The organism is Rhizobium sp. 10PS4, assembly GCF_032464805.1.
Classification (GTDB): Bacteria; Pseudomonadota; Alphaproteobacteria; order Rhizobiales; family Rhizobiaceae; genus Rhizobium; species Rhizobium laguerreae.
Map to the genome: position 1 here is coordinate 140,187 of NZ_JAWDIW010000013.1, position 17,504 is coordinate 157,690.

Here is a 17,504-nt window from a genome sequence, read left to right on the forward strand (position 1 = left end):
ACAGCGGGCAGTCACCAAAATATTCTGGTCGCTTACGCCGGATCTTGCGACGCTGCGGCACGCGCATCACGACGCATGAACGCCCAGTCGATGAGTTCCGCCATGGATGGACCGAGTGCGATCCCCATATCACTCAGTGCATATTCAACCTTTGGCGGCACCTGTGGATAGACGGTTCTTGTCACGATACCATCCTTCTCCAACTCCTTGAGTTGCTGGATCAGCATCTTCTGGTTCACGCCCTCGACGCGCTTTTCGAGTTCCGAGAATCTTAGCGGACCCTTTGCGGCGAAGAGCTGGCAGATGATGACGATCTTCCACTTCCCTTCAAGGACCCGCAGAGCATCCTGGGTTGCCGCCGCCCATACCATTCGCTGCTTCGGGTCGTCGCAGCGCCAGTCTCGTTCAACTGCCATACATACCTCTGGGTAGGTTACCCACCTTTTAGTCGGTTCTTGCCGTACCCGGTAGCTGATCCTATTCTTTGGAGCACAACAAGTCACGCTTCCGTTGGCGTGCGTTGAATCCAATATTCGCAGCAAGGAAATGATATGAACATCGGAATTGTCGGCGCAGGGAACATCGGCGCGACACTTGCACGCAAGCTCGCGGCCGCAGATCACGAGGTCAAGCTTGCCAACTCAAAGGGTCCGGAATCCATCCGCGATCTCGCCGCGGAAGTCGGTGCGACGGCAACGACCAAGGAAGATGCCGTGACGGGGGTGGACATTGTGATCCTTTCCATCCCGTTTTCGGCTCATCGCGATCTTGCCAATTTATTCGCAAATGTTCCCGAGGACGTCGTTGTCGTAGACACGTCCAATTACTATCCGTTCCGTGACGGAGCGATCACCGATGTTGATGGTGGCAAACCGGAAGCGGTCTGGGTCAGCGAGCAGATCAACCGACCGATCATTAAAGCCTGGAATGCGGTGCTTTCTGCGACTCTCGCGGAAAAAGGCGTAGACAAGTCGCAACCCGGCCGCATCGCCCTTCCGGTAGCGGGTGATGACCTCGAAAAGAAGTCGATTGTTATGCAACTGGTAGAGGCGACGGGCTTCGCCGCTCTCGATGCCGGGGGTCTCGCGACCTCATGGCGACAACAGCCAGGCACGCCTGCCTATTGCACGGAACTGACTGCTGACGAACTGCAAACGGCGCTCGAAAAAGCTGATCAGAACCGCTCGGCGGACAATCGCGAGGCCCTGATCAAGGTCTTCATGGAAAAAGGCGGCAGCCTTACTCACGATGACATCATAGCCCTAAACCGCGCCGGGACCGCGTGAGCGACAAGAAGATGAAGGTTGGTATCCTCGGACTAATTTCACGCCACGATGGCGACTCGAGTTTTTCCAACGATATCGGCGCACACATGTCATGGCTTCAAACATCAATGCGATGGCCGCTTTCGGGCAGATACTGCATCCATGGCTGACAAGCGGCGCAAAGCAACCTTATCCTTCGATAACCAAAAAAGTCCGCTTATGGCCAACGGGGCCGGTGGCCCCTAAGTGCTGATATCCCGACAGGTTCCCATATATCGACCTTCTCGGGCGTCCCATTATCTGCACCAGGCCAAGTGGGCGAAGGTCGAAGCGATCGCCGACTGCGCCGACGCACCGCCGATCCTCCGGCTGCCGAGCAGAGCTGAATTCAGAGCAGCCGATCGACACATCGCTCGGTCTCCCACGTCTTGAGGAAATTCGCCTGCCTGGCAATCCAGCCGACCGCCTCGCTTCCCCATTCCTGGGCTCGGCTGGCATACTCACCCATCAGCCAGATGTGGCGGACGATCACGAAGCGATGGGCGGCTTCGAAGTCATCAGGCGTGATCGGTCGGACGGCCCGATAGGCATCGACGAAGGCGTCCCACATGGCGGTCGACCTCCGGCCGAAGGATGTTTGCGCCCACAAAAACACCGAGAGGTCGTAAGCGAGGTATCCCGGACCGCTGTCGTCAAAGTCGAAAAACACGGCTTCGCCGGCGTCGTTGATCCGCGCATTGGAGCCGTGACAGTCACCATGGCAATAAGTCCACGTCAAATCGCCGAAGGCATCGATCGCCTGTGCGGTCCGCGCCGCGATGTCTTCAAGGTCGCTGCGGACCTCGGCGTCTTCCACGACGCCGCTATCGCCTATGCGGGCAAGCGGCCGATGCAGCAAGTGTTCGAGGTCGAGCCGATAGAGCGCTCCGTCCGGCTGGAATGTCTCGGCGGCGTTGTGCATCAGAGCAAGGGTCTTGCCGTTGGCCCGCGCATCGCCGGCATCCGCCGCATCCGGCTTGCGGCCCTCGATCGCCCGGAAGAGCACGGCCTGGCGCGGACCCTCCGGCGCATCTCCCTGAACGAACAAGCTGCCCTCGCGTGTCGGGATGGGTGCGGCGACGGGAACGCCCGATTGCGCAAGATGCGTTAGGAACGCCGTTTCGGTCTTGACGTCGGCCGGACCACGAGCGCGGCGATGGGAAAGCCGGAACACATACCGCTCGCCGTTGCTTGCAATGGCAAGATACACATCATTCAGGCCGCGTTGCAGCATCCGGCAGGAAACCGGCCCGGCAAGCGGATAATGCTGATTGATGAACTGTTCGATAGCCGCAACCTGCGGGGTCGAATAGAGCGGATTAAAGTCGAGCATGGGCGCTGTACCATCGGCTTTGCTGGCAGGCTGCTTCCGCGGTGAAAGACCATGAAGGCGGTGGCGGCCGCAGGCACCTACGATTGCAATAGGCTGCTGTTTGGATAAGGTGAATGGCGCTATTACTAAACCAAGAGATGAAAAACAAAATGCAGGCTTCGCGATTTTTGAAAGAAAACTCTCTTTCGATTTCTGTCCTTTCCATCATTTTCGGTCTGTCTGGATGTGTCACCACTCAAAACGGTGTCGCTATTTCTGCGGATCACAGTCGGGCTCTGAGTGGAGAGCGGACAAAGATGGGCCAGTCCTACAATTTGAATGAAGACTGCACGGCTGCAACAATCGCCAATATAAAATTGGTAGAAGCCCCGGCGCATGGCTCGGTTGAATTCGTCAAAGAGAATATTTATTCCAATTACAAAGATGGCATCCGCAATAAATGCAATTCCAGGAAATCCCTCGGCGTGTCGGAATACTATACATCCAACAGCGGCTATTCTGGACGTGACATGTACAAGGTGAGGGTGTCCTACGGGGAGGGGACCATCAAGGACGTCACCGTCAACATCAATGTGATCAAGAACTAAAGTCGCCGGCAGAGCTGGGCTTATGCGGCTTTCTCAATAATATCGTCGCGAAGCGGGGTTAAGTCTCCTTCCGCAACGGTCTGTTGCGGTCGTGAACAGGCTTAGCTACGATTGCGGATGCGGTGAGCTTATTCGTTGCGCTTGGGGTTGGGATGAAATTTTTGCTTCCGGCAGTCTACGCCCTGATGTCCGTTTTCACTGCAGCGACGAGCGCCGACGCGTGCGCAGTACCTCGACCATTTTTTTCGGAGCTGTTCGACGCTGACGTGATCGTTCGGGGGGCTTTTCTGAAATATGAAGTCTTAAGGCCGGGCCATGAGGCGCGGGTGACCCTCGAAATACTGGAGAACCTGAAGGGGAGCGTTCAGCAGGGTCCATTGTCTTTCAATTGGACACGGAGCCGGCTTGCGGACCAGTGGAGGGGGCCGAACGACGTGATTGTTGCACTCAAGCGATCGAACCCGGAGAACCGCGAAGACTATGAAACCATGCGCGGCTGCATGGTGCAGGGAATCTACCGGACGGACAAATACAAAGAGCTCGTGATCGGGATCGTAGCCAGAAGCGCTCGTTGATCTGCTGCCGTCCGCTGTTGGTGATTCCGCACATTGGGAAGGCTGCTGAGATCGCGGATGCCGCATTTTTCGACATTCGCGGCGCAGTGCTGACCTGGCCAGCTTTTCTCCGTGGCGCGGAGACCATAAAGGCGGGCGCGGCGCACGCTGTAATTAACGAGTTCCAAATCGTTCGATAAGCATCTCAGTGAGGGTTCGCACTTTTCGAGAGGGATACTGGCCGGGCGGCCTCACGACGAAAATGCCGGCTGGCGGAATCGGATGGCGCGTCATGATTGGCACCAGTGCACCCGAACAGATATGGTCCGCGACAAGCGGTTCTGGCAGATAGGCGACCCCGAGCCCATCCAGAGCGGCCACTACGAGGGACAACGCGTTATCAGCTATGAAGCGTCCCTGGGGACGCACCGTGACAATCTCGTCGCCATCCATGAATTGCCACTTCTCGGCGTCCCGCATAACGACTTGGTGATTGACAATCTCGTCCGGTGTTTCGGGGGCACCGTGAGCCTCGATGTAGGCAGGACTTGCAACCAGCTTGCCAAGGATCGGTCCGATACGTCTTGCGACGAGGTTCGAGTCCGGCAGATGCCCCAGCCGGATTGCGCAGTCAAAACCCTCTCCCACGAGATCTACGAAGCGATCGGTATAGGAAGAAAGGATTTGCAGCTGCGGGTGTCGGCTAGCCATCTGGGAGAGGACGGGAGCAAAATAGGTCGGACCAAATGACAGTGGCGCGGCCACGCGCATGCGGCCTCGAAGCTCACCGGCGGGCAGGATCGTTTCGCGCACCACATCCAGGTCAGCAGAAACCCGTGCTGCGTAATCTCTGAATGTAGAACCTGCTTCCGTGAGCGCTATGCCACGGGTCGTCCTTGCAAATAGCTGTGCGCCGAGTTCCGCCTCAAGCCTGGTGATCCGCCGGCTGACCATCGACTTGGAGATACCCAGTCGCAGCGCTGCAGACGATACTCCGCCCGCATCAGCGACTTCGACAAATATTCTGAGATCCTCAAGTTCCACAAAGCGTTCCTTATTTTGCAACACGGCTTCACACGACCGAGGACTACCGAGGCAAAGAAGAGAATGACAACTTCGCTGCGGCTGACTCTCCCATGAGCATCCTCGCTGCGGCTTCGACTCACTTCTTCGTCCATCGCACGCATCCGTAAGCGCCGGCTTGTGCATGACCGCAATTCATAAAAATCATTCGAACGAGGATAAAATCATCAGAAAAATATTCATCGCGTTTGTGACAAGTTTGTCTTTCTCTGCGGTTCAGGCACAAACGACGCAGGAACAGCCCGGTGCTGACCTGATCATTCTCAACGCAAAAATCTTCACCGGCAACCGTGCTCAGCCCGAAGCTTCAGCTTTGGCGATCAAGGAAGGCCGCATTTATTCCGTCGGCTCTGATGTGGATATTCTCGCTCTGAAAAATTCGGAGACCAGGGTGATCGATGCGCGCAGCCGCCGGCTCATCCCCGGCATCATCGATGCTCATACGCACGTCCTCAACGACATGGCTTACAACTACAATGTAAGATGGGATGGCGTGCCGACGTTGCGTCGCGCGTTGACCATGCTCAGCGAGCAGGCCGCACGCACACCCGAGGGCCAATGGGTCAAGGTAATCGGAGGCTGGTCCCCCTCCCAATTCGAGGAGAACCGCTTTCCCACGCTGGCCGAACTGCACGAGGCCGTCCCCGATCGCCCTATGATCGTGCAATATGCCTACAACCGCGCCTTCTTGAACAAGCAGGCGATGGAGGCACTTGGCGTCGGCACCGATCGGTTCCCAAAGTTGCCGGACACCGAATTCGAAAAGGACAGCCGCGGCAATCCGACCGGTGTGGTCCACGGCTATACTTGGTTGTTTCTCGCCCTCGAGACCATGGTGCCGCAGCCTACGTTAGACGAACAAGTGAGTTCGATCGTCTATAGCATTCACGGTCTGAACCGGGTCGGCGTGACCTCGATCATCGATAACGGCGGCAGGTGGCCATACCCCGAGGCCCAGGCGAGGGTAGACGTGCTTGCACGAGACGACCGTCTCAATGTGCGCATGCCCTTTGTGGACTTGCAACTCGGCGACGGCCGGCCGGCAAACATGGTGGATCTGGAACTCGAGGCGATCACGAAGACCGCGCCGATAAGTCCAGGGCAAAACCTGCACCCCACCCTGGCACATGGCCATGAATATCGAGGGGCCGGGGAGGTTCTGAGCGGGGAAGTGCACGATCATGAGAACTTCGACCGTCCGGCGGTCATCATCGCGCCCGAGAAGATGCGACGCTTCGTCGAGCAGGATGTAATGAAGCTGATCCAGCGGCGTATCCCGTTTCGTATGCACGCCAGCTACGACGAGAACATCTCCCCCTTTCTCGACGCCCTCGAGAAGGTGAACGAAACGACCCCGCTTGATGGCCTGAAATGGAGTCTCGAGCACGCTGAGACCATTAGTCCGGAGAACATCGATCGGGTGAAAAAGCTGGGGGGCGGCATCGCCCTGGACGCCAAAATGGCGCTGCACGCCGATGGCTTCATCAAGACATATAGTCGCGAGAAGGCGTTGGAGACACCGCGCCTGCGTACACTCGTGGATAGTGGCATCCCTCTGGCCATGACCACCGATGCATTCCGGGCAGCCACGTTCAACCCGTGGGTTGGTATAAGCTGGATGGTCACCGGCCAGTCTGTGTCCGGATCGGAGGTTCTCGCCGAGAACAACCGGCTCTCCCGCGCTGAGGCGCTGAAACTGTTCACCAGTGGGGCAGCCTGGTTCATGAATGCAGAAGCCGAGCTGGGCGTAATCGCCCCTGGAAATCTGGCAGACTTCGCCGTTCTCGACAGGGACTACTTCGCCGTGCCGGAAGATCAAATCAGCTCTATATCTTCTGTACTGACTATTATGGACGGAAAGGTCGTGTTTGGTGCGCAGGACTATAGCGCTCTATCGCCAAAACTGCCCGAAATCCTTCCGGCCTGGTCACCCGTGAAATACTTCGGCAGTTATCATGGGGAAAAATGAAGCCGGCGGAAAGGTTCTCCCCACTTTCCCAGCAGTTCCATTGCAGACGCTCGTTGGACTCCGATTTCGCCGCATGGCCGTACGTTGGAAGCACCATCGCCTAGCGAAGCTCCGTCGGCAGCGGCCATTGGGGGCTATGCTGCTCTAAGGGCGATCAGTCCGTCTTCGGTTGCCCGGGAAGCTGGCCGTAAGCCGTCAGGATGGCCTTGATCAGGCCCGGGAAGCGTTCGTCCAGCTCGGTGCAGCGCGTTTGATTGCGCATCTCCACACCCTGGCGCTCGCTCCGGATCAGCCCGGACTCGCGCAGCACCTTGAAATGGTTGGACAGCGACGACTTCGGAATGACGCGGTCGCCGAGATCGGCAAGCGCCGAGCACGTCCCGCCACCGCCGGCGCCGGCAAGCTTTGCAAAAATGGCAACGCGCTCCGGATCGGACAGCGCATAGAGGATCGCCTCGGGCTTGATGTCTTCCAGGGCTGGGTGAAAGAGCGGTCTCATGAATTTTATATAGCGTCCCTTGACATCGAGATCAACAGTTCCGAATTTCTGAACTATGGAACAAGGCCGCCACTCCGGCGGCTGTCCAGATCTGAAGGAACGAGAAATGGCTAAGCTTACAGGAAAAGTCGCTGTCGTAACCGGGGCCTCCAAGGGTATCGGTGCTGCGATTGCCAAGGCGCTCGCGGCGGAAGGCGCGCAAGTGGTGGTCAACTACGCATCGAGCAAGGCGGGAGCCGACGCCGTGGTTGCGTCAATCAGCGCGGCCGGGGGCAAAGCCATCGCGGTGCAGGGCGACGTTTCCAAAGCCGCTGAGGCGCAGGGATTGGTCGATGCGGCGGTCAAGGAATTCGGCAAGCTCGACGTGCTGGTCAACAATTCCGGGGTCTATGAATTCGCCTCGATTGAGGAGGTGACCGAGGAGCAATATCGCCGCATCTTCGACGTGAATGTTCTCGGCGTTCTCCTGACCACGCAGGCAGCGGTCAAGCATCTCGGCGAGGGCGGCAGCATCATCAACATCTCCTCGGTGGTCACCAGCCTGGCGCTGCCAGCCACTGCCGTCTACACCGGCACGAAGGGAGCGGTCGAGGGCATCAACAGCGTGCTTGCCAAGGAACTCGGCCCGCGCAAGATCCGCGTCAACGCCATCCTGCCAGGGATGGTCGAAACCGAGGGCGCGCACTCGGCCGGCGTCATCGGCTCGGATTTCGAAGAGACCATGGTCGCCCAGACACCGCTCGGCCGCATCGGCCAGCCGGACGATATCGCCGGTGTCGCCGTCTTCCTCGCTTCCGATGATGCCCGCTGGCTGACCGGCGAACGATTGGCGGCCAGCGGCGGTTTCCGCTAAAGCGCGATGATCACCGAATCCTGTTCTCATGAAAGAGTGAGAACATCATGTCGTCGGAAAAGCGCTTCGCAGTTTTACTGGAATTGCTCCAGGGCGGAGACCTGAACCCCGCAAATGCAAACGGCGACGTCCACCTCTTCGATAATGTCGAGGGGTAATCGATGAACAGCATCCTGGCACGCATGATCGGATAGCCGGCGTTGCCGGCTCTTCAGCCGGGACATCCTCCGCTGTCCCGGTTTGAACATTGCGGATGGGCGCCATGTCTCCGCTGCCTCAACTCGCCTGAACTTCGGAACGGCGCTACCCGCCCCTTTACGACGCCTTATGCCTTTCGCAAGTCTCAGATCGCGGTCTGCATGAGATATGGAGATTTTTCGACGGGAACCCGCGCGACGATCTTCATCACCAGAGTGGGAGCGACGTCAGGAACAGAGCTCACTCGTCCGTCTTTGTAGAGCACCCGCATGACGCAGGTCTCGCTATCATATTCAAGTTCGGCGATCGTCTTTGAGTGGACCAGAAATTGCATCTTCAGCTGCCTCCTGCACTGCAGCATGACCAAATGAAAACGACCGACCGCGGCCCATCCTAAAGGGACAATTCTTGATCGGCACAAAAACTCTTTGCCACTTCGGCGGCCGGCGCTGTCCGAAACGCGATCCAGAAGACAACGCGTCCCACCAGATCGCCCCGGCGAAGTGGTGAAGATATCTTACAAAATCCGCCATCGAAATCGCGTGAAATCAGCGTGACACACGCCCCGCGACTATATGTGACACGGGACTACCAGAATAAGATGTGCGTAGCGCCTGCCGCAACGAAGACACCCGGACCATGAACCGAGCGAACTTCCCGATGCTGGTCATGGCGGGGGCTCGATCGTCGGCACCTTTGCCGGCGGCCTCTTGCTTGGCATAGTGCCGAACGCCTTCCTCCTGCCGGCCCTGGCCGCAATCCTGCTGACCTTAGCGGTAAAGGTTTGGCGACACAGCTAACTCAATGACAAGCGCGAAAATGATGACTCTTTTCAGCTCATTCGAACGTCCTTGTAGCGACTGCCTTTGCGCGGTTTGGATCGAATGAGGAAAACAACATGGATTTGGATGGAAAACGAATAATTGTCGTCGGTGGTAGCCGCGGTTTGGGCCTCGGAATGGCCGAGGCGTTTGTAGCGCGCGCAGCTAAAGTGACCGTCGTGGCGCGCGACGCGACGACTTTGCGGGCGCTCAGAGAGCAACTGGCCGTCACGACCGTGGCTGCTGACGCGACCAGTGCCGACGCCGCAACGAGGATCATGTCGGAGACACGACCTGATGTCGTCATCATGAACGCCGGCGCGGAACCGCCCATGGAACGGATCGACCGTGTTGGCTGGGAGGCGTTCACGACCAACTGGAACGTCGATGTGAAGACCGCCCTGCATTGGGTACAGGCCGCTCTGACCTTGCCGATGGCGCCGGGCGGGCTGGTCGTTCTCGTTTCCAGCGGAGCCGCGGTGCAGGGCTCGCCGCTATCCGGAGGCTATGCAGGAGCAAAACGGGCGCAGTGGTTCATCGCAAAATATGCCGAGGGCTTGTCGACCCAGCTCGGCCTCGGCCTGCGTTTCCGGGTCATTGTTCCCCGGCAGATGTTCGCAGGAACCGGCGTGGGCAACGCCGGAATCTCCGCCTATGCTGCGGCGGCGGGCCGGACATTCGCCGAACAGGCCGCCACCTGGCCGGACATGACACCGCGCGGCTTTGGCGATACGGTAGCCGAACTGATCGGCAAGACGGCGCTGGAAGAGGCCATGATCTACGCCGTGCGTGGAGATACAGGCGTGACGGTCATCAATGATGGATGAAGCTGCCCTCGAAGCAGAAGCGAAGAACGCACTCTACGCGGCGCTGGCCAAGGAGGCGGATGCAGTTCGCCCGGAACTGCATCGCTATGCCGCCCGATTGGTCGGCTCGGTGATCGACGGCGAGGACGTGATACAGGACGCGTTGGTCAGTGCGTTCGCGATGGTCGGCTCGATCTCGTCCGGCACGCCGCTGCGACCCTGGCTGTTTCGCATTGTTCACAATCGCGCCATCGATGCGCTGCGCCAGCGAAGTACCCGCCGGTCGGAGCCGCTGGAGACGGCCTTTGATCTGGCTGATGTCAGTGCTGTTGATCCGGAGGATGCACTGATAAGGCAGGACACGGTGCGCATCGCCTTGGCTCACTATGCCAAATTGCCGGTGCCGCAGCGTAGCGCGGTGATCCTCAAGGATGTGCTGGGAGAGCCGATCGCCGACATCGCCGCGCTATTGGGCCTGAGTATCGATGCTGTCAAAGCCCATCTCTCACGTGGTCGGGCAGGATTGCGATCCATCTCCGCGAGAGAGTCCGAAGTTCCGCAGCCCCCAAGTGCCGAGGTTCTGAATTTCGCAGCGCTCTTCAACGCGAGGGATTGGACGGCCCTGCGCAGCCTGCTTGCCGAGGATGTTCAGCTTCGTCAGGCACGACGGCCGCAGGTCTCCGGTGCGGCCAACGTTGGCCGGTTCTTTTCCTATTATGCGGACTATCCGCGGGTTTGGATCGAACCGGCTTCTCTGGAGGGCAGGGAAATATTGCTGGTCTCGGCTGCGCCGTCCGCTGCTCCTGCATATTTCATGCTGCTTGAATGGAGGGATCAAAAGATAACACTGATCCGCGACCACCGATATGCGACCTACGTCATGGAGGACGCGGCTGTGACGCGGGCCGCATCGCAACGCGGCTATTAGGCCTGGCGCTCTCACCGCTTGTGTCGGCGCATAGATCGTCGTGTCAAAGCAATGCGATGGCCGCTTTCGGTCCGAGGCAACAACGGCCTCTATGACCGTCAAAAGGGCGCATGCCTGCTGCGGCAATGGCTTGGCCTGACCGGAACCGTGGGTATCGCCTTCAGTCCCGAAAATTGCGCCACGCTTCAACGGCGAGCGTCCAGGCATGCGCGCCCGCAATCATCAATAGGGCGAGATGCACGCCCGTCGCGGACCGTAATAGGGCTGGAACGTGTTGTCGTAAGCCCTGTAGGACCGGTAGCGCGCATAACACCAGCGCGTATGTCCGTTGCCGCCACTATAGACCTGGCGGTAATCGCGCGGCGCGTAGTAGCGCGGGCGGTAAGGCGCGTAGTAGCGCGGACGGTAAATGGTCGACCCGTAGTAGCGCGGCGGACCGTAATAGGGCGATCCGTAGTAGCCCCGGTCGTAGTAGCCCCCACCGTAGTAGCTGGGGCCATAATACCTGGGCTGCGCCAGCATTCCGCCGATGATTGCGCCGGTCGCGAGCCCGCCGAGTGCCCAGGCCCAATCGTCGCCACCATGGCGGTATCCACGCCCGCGATAGCCTCGATAACCGCCTCGGTACCCACCGCGATAATTTCTGTACTGGACCGGCTGCGCCTTCGAGGCTTCGATCTTCGGCACGGCAATGGTGGGAAACGCCATGGCCTGCGGGACGCTCGTCAGCGCCGTCACCAGCGACAGGATAACGATTGCTAACCTTTTCATTGGCTCATCTTTCCTTCGTAAGCGCTACGCGACGCATGCGGCGCGCAAGGACGTTTCGGCCCTCTCGATGCACTGGTTAATTTTACCCTAAAATCGACTTTGATTCGAGGAGTTTCGCAGGAAGGCTTTTCTTCGACGGCGGGGTCGCGGCGAAAGCACGCGCCAATCTCGGTGCGCGCTCCATGCTCTCGGCCCCGCTGCGGAAATCATTTCGGCATTGCGCCGCCTTTTCGGTCATAGAGGACGTAAGTATCCTGCCTGGAAGCCGACATCGCCCCGGCGGCGGCAAGTCGCCTATGCGCCGGATGGGCGACATCGTTTAAGCGTTCTTGAATGGGATGACGTCCGTCATTCAACAATTTTCAATTACGCTGGCGCTTAGCAAGCAAGAGCCTTGCTGCTCTGACGTATGAACCGGACTGGCAACGCTCCCGCCTGCGTTTACATCTCGTTGCGCAAGGCACGATCCACAAAGTCATCTGGATTGAGGGTGAAGTCTCTGTAGAGCTTGAAATGTCGCGTATCGCGCAGTTCAATTTCCGCAAGCCCCCCGCGGGTGATCTCCAGCAGCCGAGCACCAGGGACAGCCATAAGGATGGGCGAATGCGTGGCCATGATGATCTGAGCATTTGCCGATCCCTGAATGGCATGAAGGAGGCGGAGTAGTTCCAGTTGGCGCTTCGGGGAAAGCGCGCTCTCCGGTTCGTCCAGTAGGTATATTCCCTGTTTGGACATGCGTTCCTCGAAAAAACGCACAAAGCCTTCACCGTGGCTCCATGACAAAAAGTCCGGCGGTGCAGCATTGGCGTCTCGAGCTGCTTCATCGAGAAAGCGTGCGACAGAGAAGAAGGATTCGGCGCGAAAGAACCAGCCTGCGGTCACCTTGGGCAACCAGGCTGCTCGCAACGCGCTGGCGAGAAGGGCGCCGCTGCGGTCCACCGCATGGGAATGATCGACTGGCATGTAGCCCTTGCCGCCCCCGCCCTCGTCAAACCCGCACAAGGCTGCCACAGCCTCGATCAACGTGGATTTCCCGGTGCCGTTCTCACCCACTATAATCGTCACCGGCGTGGCGAAATCGAGGGTGAAATTCTTATCCAGCCAAGGCAGATTGAACGGATACTGCTCACTCAGGGCCGCATCCTCCCGCACCCAAAGGCGCTTCAGATATGGGGCTGGCAGGCTTGTCAATCTGGTCTTTCGCATCGCAGACATTGGCACCGGGCAATCTGTTTACAGTTCATGACACGAGCGGGCGCGGCTGGGCCAAAAAGGCGCCCGGCTAGATTAGGTTGAAGCAGCCGGAAGCGTCACCTGAATAGATCTCTTCGTCACCTCAAGCCTCACCTCCGGATATTTGAGGGTAAAGCCCGCGCCCACCCTCCGTCATCTCATATGAGCCGCGAATTGGGCGTGACGCGCAATGCCATGATCAGGTCTATCGTTCGAGAGTGGGTGGAGAAAAACACGTATCTTTCGGTGCACAAACCGGATGAATAGTGGCGACTGCAGATTGCTATTGAGAAATCGACGCATTGCGGTCGGCTTCAGGCAAACTCCACTGCGGGCTGCTTTTCAAAAGCATCCGGAACAGCGCGTCCCTAATTTCAACATAGATCGAATCATCTTTGCTCAATGAGCTAGGTGAGAAGGCTTGACAGATCGCTAGTACCGCGTGTTTACGATGCTTGCCACCCGAGTTGTCTGTCCTACAGTCGTCGTACGCATGTAAAGCCTGCAGAGTTGGCTCACTTGACGCCCGGATAGATCTGATATCGCGAGCTTTAGCGCCGAATACATCCCAAAGGGCGTTTCCTTCAGGTGGACACAGTTGGTCCCTGATGTCGTCCATTTCCTGTGGAGTTCCGTCGAATCTACGCCAAACGGAAAGAGTCCCAGCTAGCAAATCTTTATTATTGATGAATCCGGCCTTCGGACCGGAGTTATTATAGTGAGCCTTCTTCCCAAAGGCGCTGCGGCACAGCACTTCTTCGTCTCCAACAGGCCCAGGAGACACTTCATCAAGTTGCTCTGCTTCATCGAAGCATCCGTAGCTGCAAGCCATGTAGCGTCACTGAGTGAGCAGAGATTGAACGTTATCAGGGCTGAATTTTATGGCCAGCCTGATACTGTCGGATGCCTTTAGCCTCCACGCCGGTGCCGAAGAGTCATCGGCCGAATAAAAGCCTGTGACCCAGCCCTCCCCAACAAATGTTAGTGAAAAGGATCGTAATGCGGCTTGCTGCATCCACCGCAGAACGACGCTTCCATCATCGGGATCAACCTCCACGTCAGGCGAACGGGTCGAACTAGGCAAACTGCTTGCAACAAGCTGAATATCTCTCAGTATATTGCCCGACGGGGCAACGGAATCCAAACCCGCCCAGCCGTTCTTGAGGCGACCGAGTTCACGAACGACCTTCTGGGCAACGTTGGGATCGCGGCCGGAATGCCATTGGGCAATTCTCGCATAAGCCTCTTCCCTAATTGCGCGAAAGCTATTTGCTTTCGTCCACGTGGTGGAAAGACTGTCGACCTCATGGGGAGTGATATAGGTTATGTGAGTTAAGGTGTTGCGGCCAGCCGCATCAACAGACCAGTGCCGGATCATCGGCTCCCATTGGGTGTCTTCTCCCGCGATTGCATCCTCGAACTCAATACCATCGAGGGCATCTCTAGCGAGGAGAGCATCTACGCCCGCTCGGTTGATTTTCAATGTGCTATCAAATGTCGACATTGTTTGCCGCCCCCAGGCCAATCCGGTTGGCCATATCATCTTTCAGAATATCTACCATTAGTTGTTTATTCGCCTTGTGCAAAGTGCTCATCCTTTGCTCTAAGGTCTCGGGAAGTTGCGCGCGGTTGGCGGAAATATTGACTGGCGATGTCATGCCACCCTGCTGATAGTGCGATATGTTAATAACCGTCAGCTCGTCGTCAGGAGTAGCGTCACAATTGAGGTTGTGCAGCGTACGCTGCATGCCATTTGCTTCGACTTCGAACCAGCCGGAATTCGCATGCCAGGCCTGCCCGGCTTCGAAAATGAACTTTGGAAGGCGAACAGATGGTTTCAGGAGCTGGTTAAGAGGATAATCTCTCTCCGTTGCCAGGAAAACATCCTTCACTGTCAATTCAACTGCGCCGATTTCCAGACCAGGCTGGGATTTCGATAGTATCTCAATTACCTTAACGAAGTAGCCTCTGGCTTCCGCCCAGACACGTTCCCATCGAGAATAGAGGGAACATTCGATATCGATCCTATTAACCGCCACCGCCATAGACCAGCTTGGTAAGCCATCAGGACGTAAGAATGAAAATAAAACGCCAGGTGCGCTGCCGCTGCGCCCATTGCTCTCAACGCTCACATCAGCAATAGAGCGAGCGGGAAGACTATCCCGCCATAGGCTATGGCCCTGCTCAACAGCCATAATTGATGGGCCGAGAATTCCCGCAGAAAACGCGACAGAAAACTTCACGCTTTCGATAGCATGGTCCTCGTTGAGAGGTCGAAACCTCATTTGCCCTTCCACGAAACCTCCACAAGGCGATATACCGCCTGAAATGTCGTTGAACCGTGCCTCGATTCTGAGCTAACTCCAACAACAATTAGACGCGCAATTCAACTGCATATTGAATATAGGGTTCATTTGCTCGAATTGCAGCATCGGATGACCCCCACCTTCTCGCGATCTAACCATGTGGCTGTACTATTCCACCTCATAAACCGCCGCCTCATCAGCCGCATCGCGCAGCCCCTTATAGGAAGCATGCCGCAGCTTTCCGTCATGCGTCCACGCCCGATACTCGATTTCGGCAACAAGCTTCGGATCAATGAAAACCGCATTCCGCTGGGAGCACTTCCCCGAGCACTTCAAGGGCGGCTGGGCCGTCAATTTGTGCCATGCTCTTTTTGTAGCCTACTGCGTGGCCGACTGCTTCTTGATGCAGGCGACGATCGCGGCCCCCGACGTCGTCGAGCCCCGCGCATTAAGCAGATGCGGCTTGTCGGAAATCCCGTCGTCGATGGCAATCTGCTTCTTGGCTGCCGCGAACGCCTCGACGAATTGTTGCGCCTGGTCTCCGGTAAGCTTTGTCTCCGAAGCCGCAAGATTGTCGCCGACCGCGCCCGTCTCACCTTCGGCGGTAAATAGCAATTTGCCGTCGAAGGCGAACTTGACGGTCGGCTTAAAGCCTTGGAGCCGTTCATCGAAAACGAAGCCGGGAATCGCCCGAACTTTCAGCCCAGCCTCGGCGCTATTGCATGTCACGATCACGCCGGAGCGAAGCGAACTGGTGAAACTTACAGCCACACTGTCTCCGCCGGAAAAAGGATCATCCTCTTTCTCAACGGACCACGATCGAAAATCAGCATGGGCAGGAATGGCGGAGACACCGCACAGCAGGCAGGCAAGAAACAAGAATCGAGACATGATCACCCCTCAATGAGGGCTGGATTGTGATTGCTTCTCTACCGAAATCAACTCCTAGTTTTGCTAAAACCGGTGAAGAAAATACCTCCCAGCTCTCTATCGAACTGGAGCTCAACGCGGCCGCCGCAGCATCGGGACGAGCGTCGGCGACGAACCGACCTGGATCGCGCCGAGCGGTTCGAAGCCGTAGCGTCGGTAGAACGGAATGTTGCGCGGGTTGGAGGATTCCAAATAGGCTGGTGCGTGGTCGTGATCGCACCGTGCGAGTGCGTATACCATCAAGGCGTCGCCGTGACCTTCGCCTTGATGAGCCGGGTCGACGCCGATCAGGGGCAGGTACCAATGCGGTTCGGTCGGGTGGTACGTGGCCATCTGCTCGAATATGGCCGTGGTTTCGGGAGCAAGAGCGCTCGCAGCCGTGCTCTCGAGCACCGCACCAAGTTCTTCCTCGTCGGAATGCACTCCGGGCGGTAGCCACAGCGCCGTCCCGGCGTAGCCGTCGGTGCAAAAGGCGCTTCCGTTAGAAAATGCGCTGCTCCCGAACGCCCGGATCATTCGCGGCATCGCCGCAAGGTACTGGTGTGCATGCGGCCAGGTCCATCGCGCCATAGGATCCGCTGCAAACGCCAGCATGACCGTTTCGATCGCCAGATCTTCCTCGGCCGCGGCCATGACTCTCACTGTTGGCGATTTCATTCTGCCCTCCTGACGTAGGTGGTCCGACGCAGCGACCGCGCCCGTTCTCAGCTAACCCATCTTAACCGCTATGACGTGGGAGCGAAACCGACTGCTACTGGCTCAGTGGCTCCCGTTTGAACCTATTCACCGAGCCGCTATCCATGCCGCTAACAGTTTCTGTTATCGCGACCTACTGCTCGGCATCATGCGCGGCTTTCAATGCGTCGCATCCCCCAAGCTCTTTCGTCGTGGCCGACGCCCACTCCTGCACCTGCGGTTCGGAGATCGTCAGTCCGGCTTCTCCATTCTGAGCGAGAAGCTTCAGGCTCGCTCCCTCCATCTTGGCAATCGCCGCCTCGAGATCGGAATAGATCTCGGTTCCAGGACCACAGCCTTGTTTCTCGACATATTGTAAAAATCGCGGGCGCATCGGCTTCGGCTCCGCCCCGCAATATCTCTCCGCAAGCACATGCATGATCAGCGCGTACTCGATTCCCATGAAACGCGACTCGATCGATTCGTTAGGCTTGACACTGGTTCTGCAATAATTTGGCTGTTCTGCATGGGCGGTGGCGAGCGGCACGGACCCTAATATTGCGCCAAGTAGATAACGAAACACACCGCTCTCCTTCGGATGTCGATCTCGTCGATTATGGACCAGACTCTCTACGCCTCAAAGCGGGTTCGGTG

At 57.7% G+C, this 17,504-nt stretch carries 20 protein-coding genes and 3 pseudogenes; 9 read left to right on the forward strand and 14 right to left on the reverse strand.

What is annotated here, in order from left to right; translation table 11 throughout:
- Positions 1–32: 32 nt before the first annotated feature.
- Positions 33–416, reverse strand: a complete 384-nt coding sequence (locus tag RWJ89_RS24310; protein ID WP_077975771.1) for a winged helix-turn-helix transcriptional regulator — start codon at positions 414–416, stop codon at positions 33–35.
- Positions 417–551: 135 nt separating this feature from the next.
- On the opposite strand from RWJ89_RS24310, the gene RWJ89_RS24315 reads away from it, so the two are divergent.
- On the forward strand, positions 552–1,286 hold the full coding sequence (locus tag RWJ89_RS24315) for an NADPH-dependent F420 reductase (protein ID WP_132610365.1): 735 nt from the start codon (positions 552–554) through the stop codon (positions 1,284–1,286).
- A 367-nt stretch (positions 1,287–1,653) separates the two neighbouring features.
- Here the strand turns inward: RWJ89_RS24315 and RWJ89_RS24320 are convergent, their stop codons facing one another.
- Positions 1,654–2,637 carry a phosphotransferase enzyme family protein gene (locus RWJ89_RS24320; protein ID WP_316031577.1) on the reverse strand — a complete coding sequence of 328 codons (984 nt, stop codon included), beginning with the start codon at positions 2,635–2,637 and terminating at the stop codon, positions 1,654–1,656.
- Positions 2,638–2,786: 149 nt separating this feature from the next.
- On the opposite strand from RWJ89_RS24320, the gene RWJ89_RS24325 reads away from it, so the two are divergent.
- The gene (locus RWJ89_RS24325) at positions 2,787–3,224 is read left to right on the forward strand and encodes a hypothetical protein (protein ID WP_376774625.1); all 438 of its coding nucleotides are present in this window, start codon (positions 2,787–2,789) and stop codon (positions 3,222–3,224) included.
- A 152-nt stretch (positions 3,225–3,376) separates the two neighbouring features.
- Complete coding sequence (locus RWJ89_RS24330) at positions 3,377–3,799, forward strand: hypothetical protein (RefSeq protein WP_245310375.1); 423 nt, start codon at positions 3,377–3,379, stop codon at positions 3,797–3,799.
- 153 nt (positions 3,800–3,952) lie between these two features.
- On the opposite strand, the gene RWJ89_RS24335 is transcribed toward RWJ89_RS24330, so the two are convergent.
- Entirely contained in the window at positions 3,953–4,822 is an 870-nt protein-coding gene (locus tag RWJ89_RS24335; protein WP_077975775.1) for a LysR family transcriptional regulator, read from the reverse strand.
- Positions 4,823–5,024: 202 nt separating this feature from the next.
- Between RWJ89_RS24335 and RWJ89_RS24340 the strand changes: the two genes are divergently transcribed.
- On the forward strand, positions 5,025–6,830 hold the full coding sequence (locus RWJ89_RS24340) for an amidohydrolase (protein ID WP_168255299.1): 1,806 nt from the start codon (positions 5,025–5,027) through the stop codon (positions 6,828–6,830).
- Between the two features lie 154 nt (positions 6,831–6,984).
- Here RWJ89_RS24340 and RWJ89_RS24345 read toward each other — a convergent pair whose 3' ends face one another.
- Entirely contained in the window at positions 6,985–7,329 is a 345-nt protein-coding gene (locus tag RWJ89_RS24345) for an ArsR/SmtB family transcription factor (RefSeq protein WP_316031578.1), read from the reverse strand.
- A gap of 106 nt (positions 7,330–7,435) precedes the next feature.
- Between RWJ89_RS24345 and RWJ89_RS24350 the strand changes: the two genes are divergently transcribed.
- Positions 7,436–8,182 carry a glucose 1-dehydrogenase gene (locus RWJ89_RS24350; RefSeq protein ID WP_316031579.1) on the forward strand — a complete coding sequence of 249 codons (747 nt, stop codon included), beginning with the start codon at positions 7,436–7,438 and terminating at the stop codon, positions 8,180–8,182.
- 343 nt (positions 8,183–8,525) lie between these two features.
- Here RWJ89_RS24350 and RWJ89_RS24355 read toward each other — a convergent pair whose 3' ends face one another.
- On the reverse strand, positions 8,526–8,714 hold the full coding sequence (locus tag RWJ89_RS24355; RefSeq protein ID WP_077975779.1) for a hypothetical protein: 189 nt from the start codon (positions 8,712–8,714) through the stop codon (positions 8,526–8,528).
- Positions 8,715–9,054: 340 nt separating this feature from the next.
- Here RWJ89_RS24355 and RWJ89_RS24360 point away from each other — a divergent pair.
- The 3 genes and pseudogenes from RWJ89_RS24360 to RWJ89_RS24370 all read left to right on the forward strand — a co-directional run.
- Positions 9,055–9,180: pseudogene (locus RWJ89_RS24360) on the forward strand (sulfite exporter TauE/SafE family protein); the annotation flags it as partial.
- 98 nt (positions 9,181–9,278) lie between these two features.
- On the forward strand, positions 9,279–10,028 hold the full coding sequence (locus RWJ89_RS24365) for an SDR family NAD(P)-dependent oxidoreductase (RefSeq protein WP_316031580.1): 750 nt from the start codon (positions 9,279–9,281) through the stop codon (positions 10,026–10,028).
- On the forward strand, positions 10,018–10,935 hold the full coding sequence (locus RWJ89_RS24370) for an RNA polymerase sigma factor (RefSeq protein WP_316031581.1): 918 nt from the start codon (positions 10,018–10,020) through the stop codon (positions 10,933–10,935). The genes RWJ89_RS24365 and RWJ89_RS24370 overlap by 11 nt, the downstream gene beginning before the upstream one ends.
- Positions 10,936–11,157: 222 nt before the next feature.
- Here the strand turns inward: RWJ89_RS24370 and RWJ89_RS24375 are convergent, their stop codons facing one another.
- Both RWJ89_RS24375 and RWJ89_RS24380 read right to left on the reverse strand, forming a co-directional pair.
- Entirely contained in the window at positions 11,158–11,706 is a 549-nt protein-coding gene (locus RWJ89_RS24375; protein ID WP_316031582.1) for a BA14K family protein, read from the reverse strand.
- A gap of 441 nt (positions 11,707–12,147) precedes the next feature.
- A complete protein-coding gene (locus RWJ89_RS24380) occupies positions 12,148–12,921 on the reverse strand; it encodes an AAA family ATPase (RefSeq protein WP_316031583.1) in 774 nt (257 codons plus the stop codon).
- A 189-nt stretch (positions 12,922–13,110) separates the two neighbouring features.
- Here RWJ89_RS24380 and RWJ89_RS24385 point away from each other — a divergent pair.
- A pseudogene (locus RWJ89_RS24385) lies at positions 13,111–13,206 on the forward strand (CopG family transcriptional regulator); the annotation flags it as partial.
- 16 nt (positions 13,207–13,222) lie between these two features.
- Here the strand turns inward: RWJ89_RS24385 and RWJ89_RS24390 are convergent.
- The 7 genes and pseudogenes from RWJ89_RS24390 to RWJ89_RS24420 all read right to left on the reverse strand — a co-directional run bounded on the left by RWJ89_RS24390 (position 13,223) and on the right by RWJ89_RS24420 (position 17,313).
- A complete protein-coding gene (locus RWJ89_RS24390) occupies positions 13,223–13,771 on the reverse strand; it encodes a hypothetical protein (protein ID WP_168255285.1) in 549 nt (182 codons plus the stop codon).
- A gap of 6 nt (positions 13,772–13,777) precedes the next feature.
- The gene (locus RWJ89_RS24395) at positions 13,778–14,443 is read right to left on the reverse strand and encodes a hypothetical protein (protein WP_168255283.1); all 666 of its coding nucleotides are present in this window, start codon (positions 14,441–14,443) and stop codon (positions 13,778–13,780) included.
- Positions 14,430–15,224: a TIGR04255 family protein gene (locus RWJ89_RS24400; RefSeq protein WP_168255281.1), complete on the reverse strand. Its 795-nt coding sequence runs from the start codon at positions 15,222–15,224 to the stop codon at positions 14,430–14,432. The genes RWJ89_RS24395 and RWJ89_RS24400 overlap by 14 nt, the downstream gene beginning before the upstream one ends.
- 189 nt (positions 15,225–15,413) lie before the next feature.
- Positions 15,414–15,587, reverse strand: a pseudogene (locus RWJ89_RS24405) (non-homologous end-joining DNA ligase); the annotation flags it as partial.
- 36 nt (positions 15,588–15,623) lie between these two features.
- Positions 15,624–16,124 (reverse strand): hypothetical protein, encoded by a 501-nt coding sequence (locus RWJ89_RS24410; protein WP_131666397.1) that lies wholly within the window; start codon positions 16,122–16,124, stop codon positions 15,624–15,626.
- Positions 16,125–16,247: 123 nt separating this feature from the next.
- The gene (locus tag RWJ89_RS24415) at positions 16,248–16,832 is read right to left on the reverse strand and encodes a GNAT family N-acetyltransferase (protein WP_168255277.1); all 585 of its coding nucleotides are present in this window, start codon (positions 16,830–16,832) and stop codon (positions 16,248–16,250) included.
- Positions 16,833–17,004: 172 nt separating this feature from the next.
- Positions 17,005–17,313, reverse strand: a complete 309-nt coding sequence (locus tag RWJ89_RS24420) for a hypothetical protein (RefSeq protein WP_316031584.1) — start codon at positions 17,311–17,313, stop codon at positions 17,005–17,007.
- Positions 17,314–17,504: the final 191 nt, after the last annotated feature.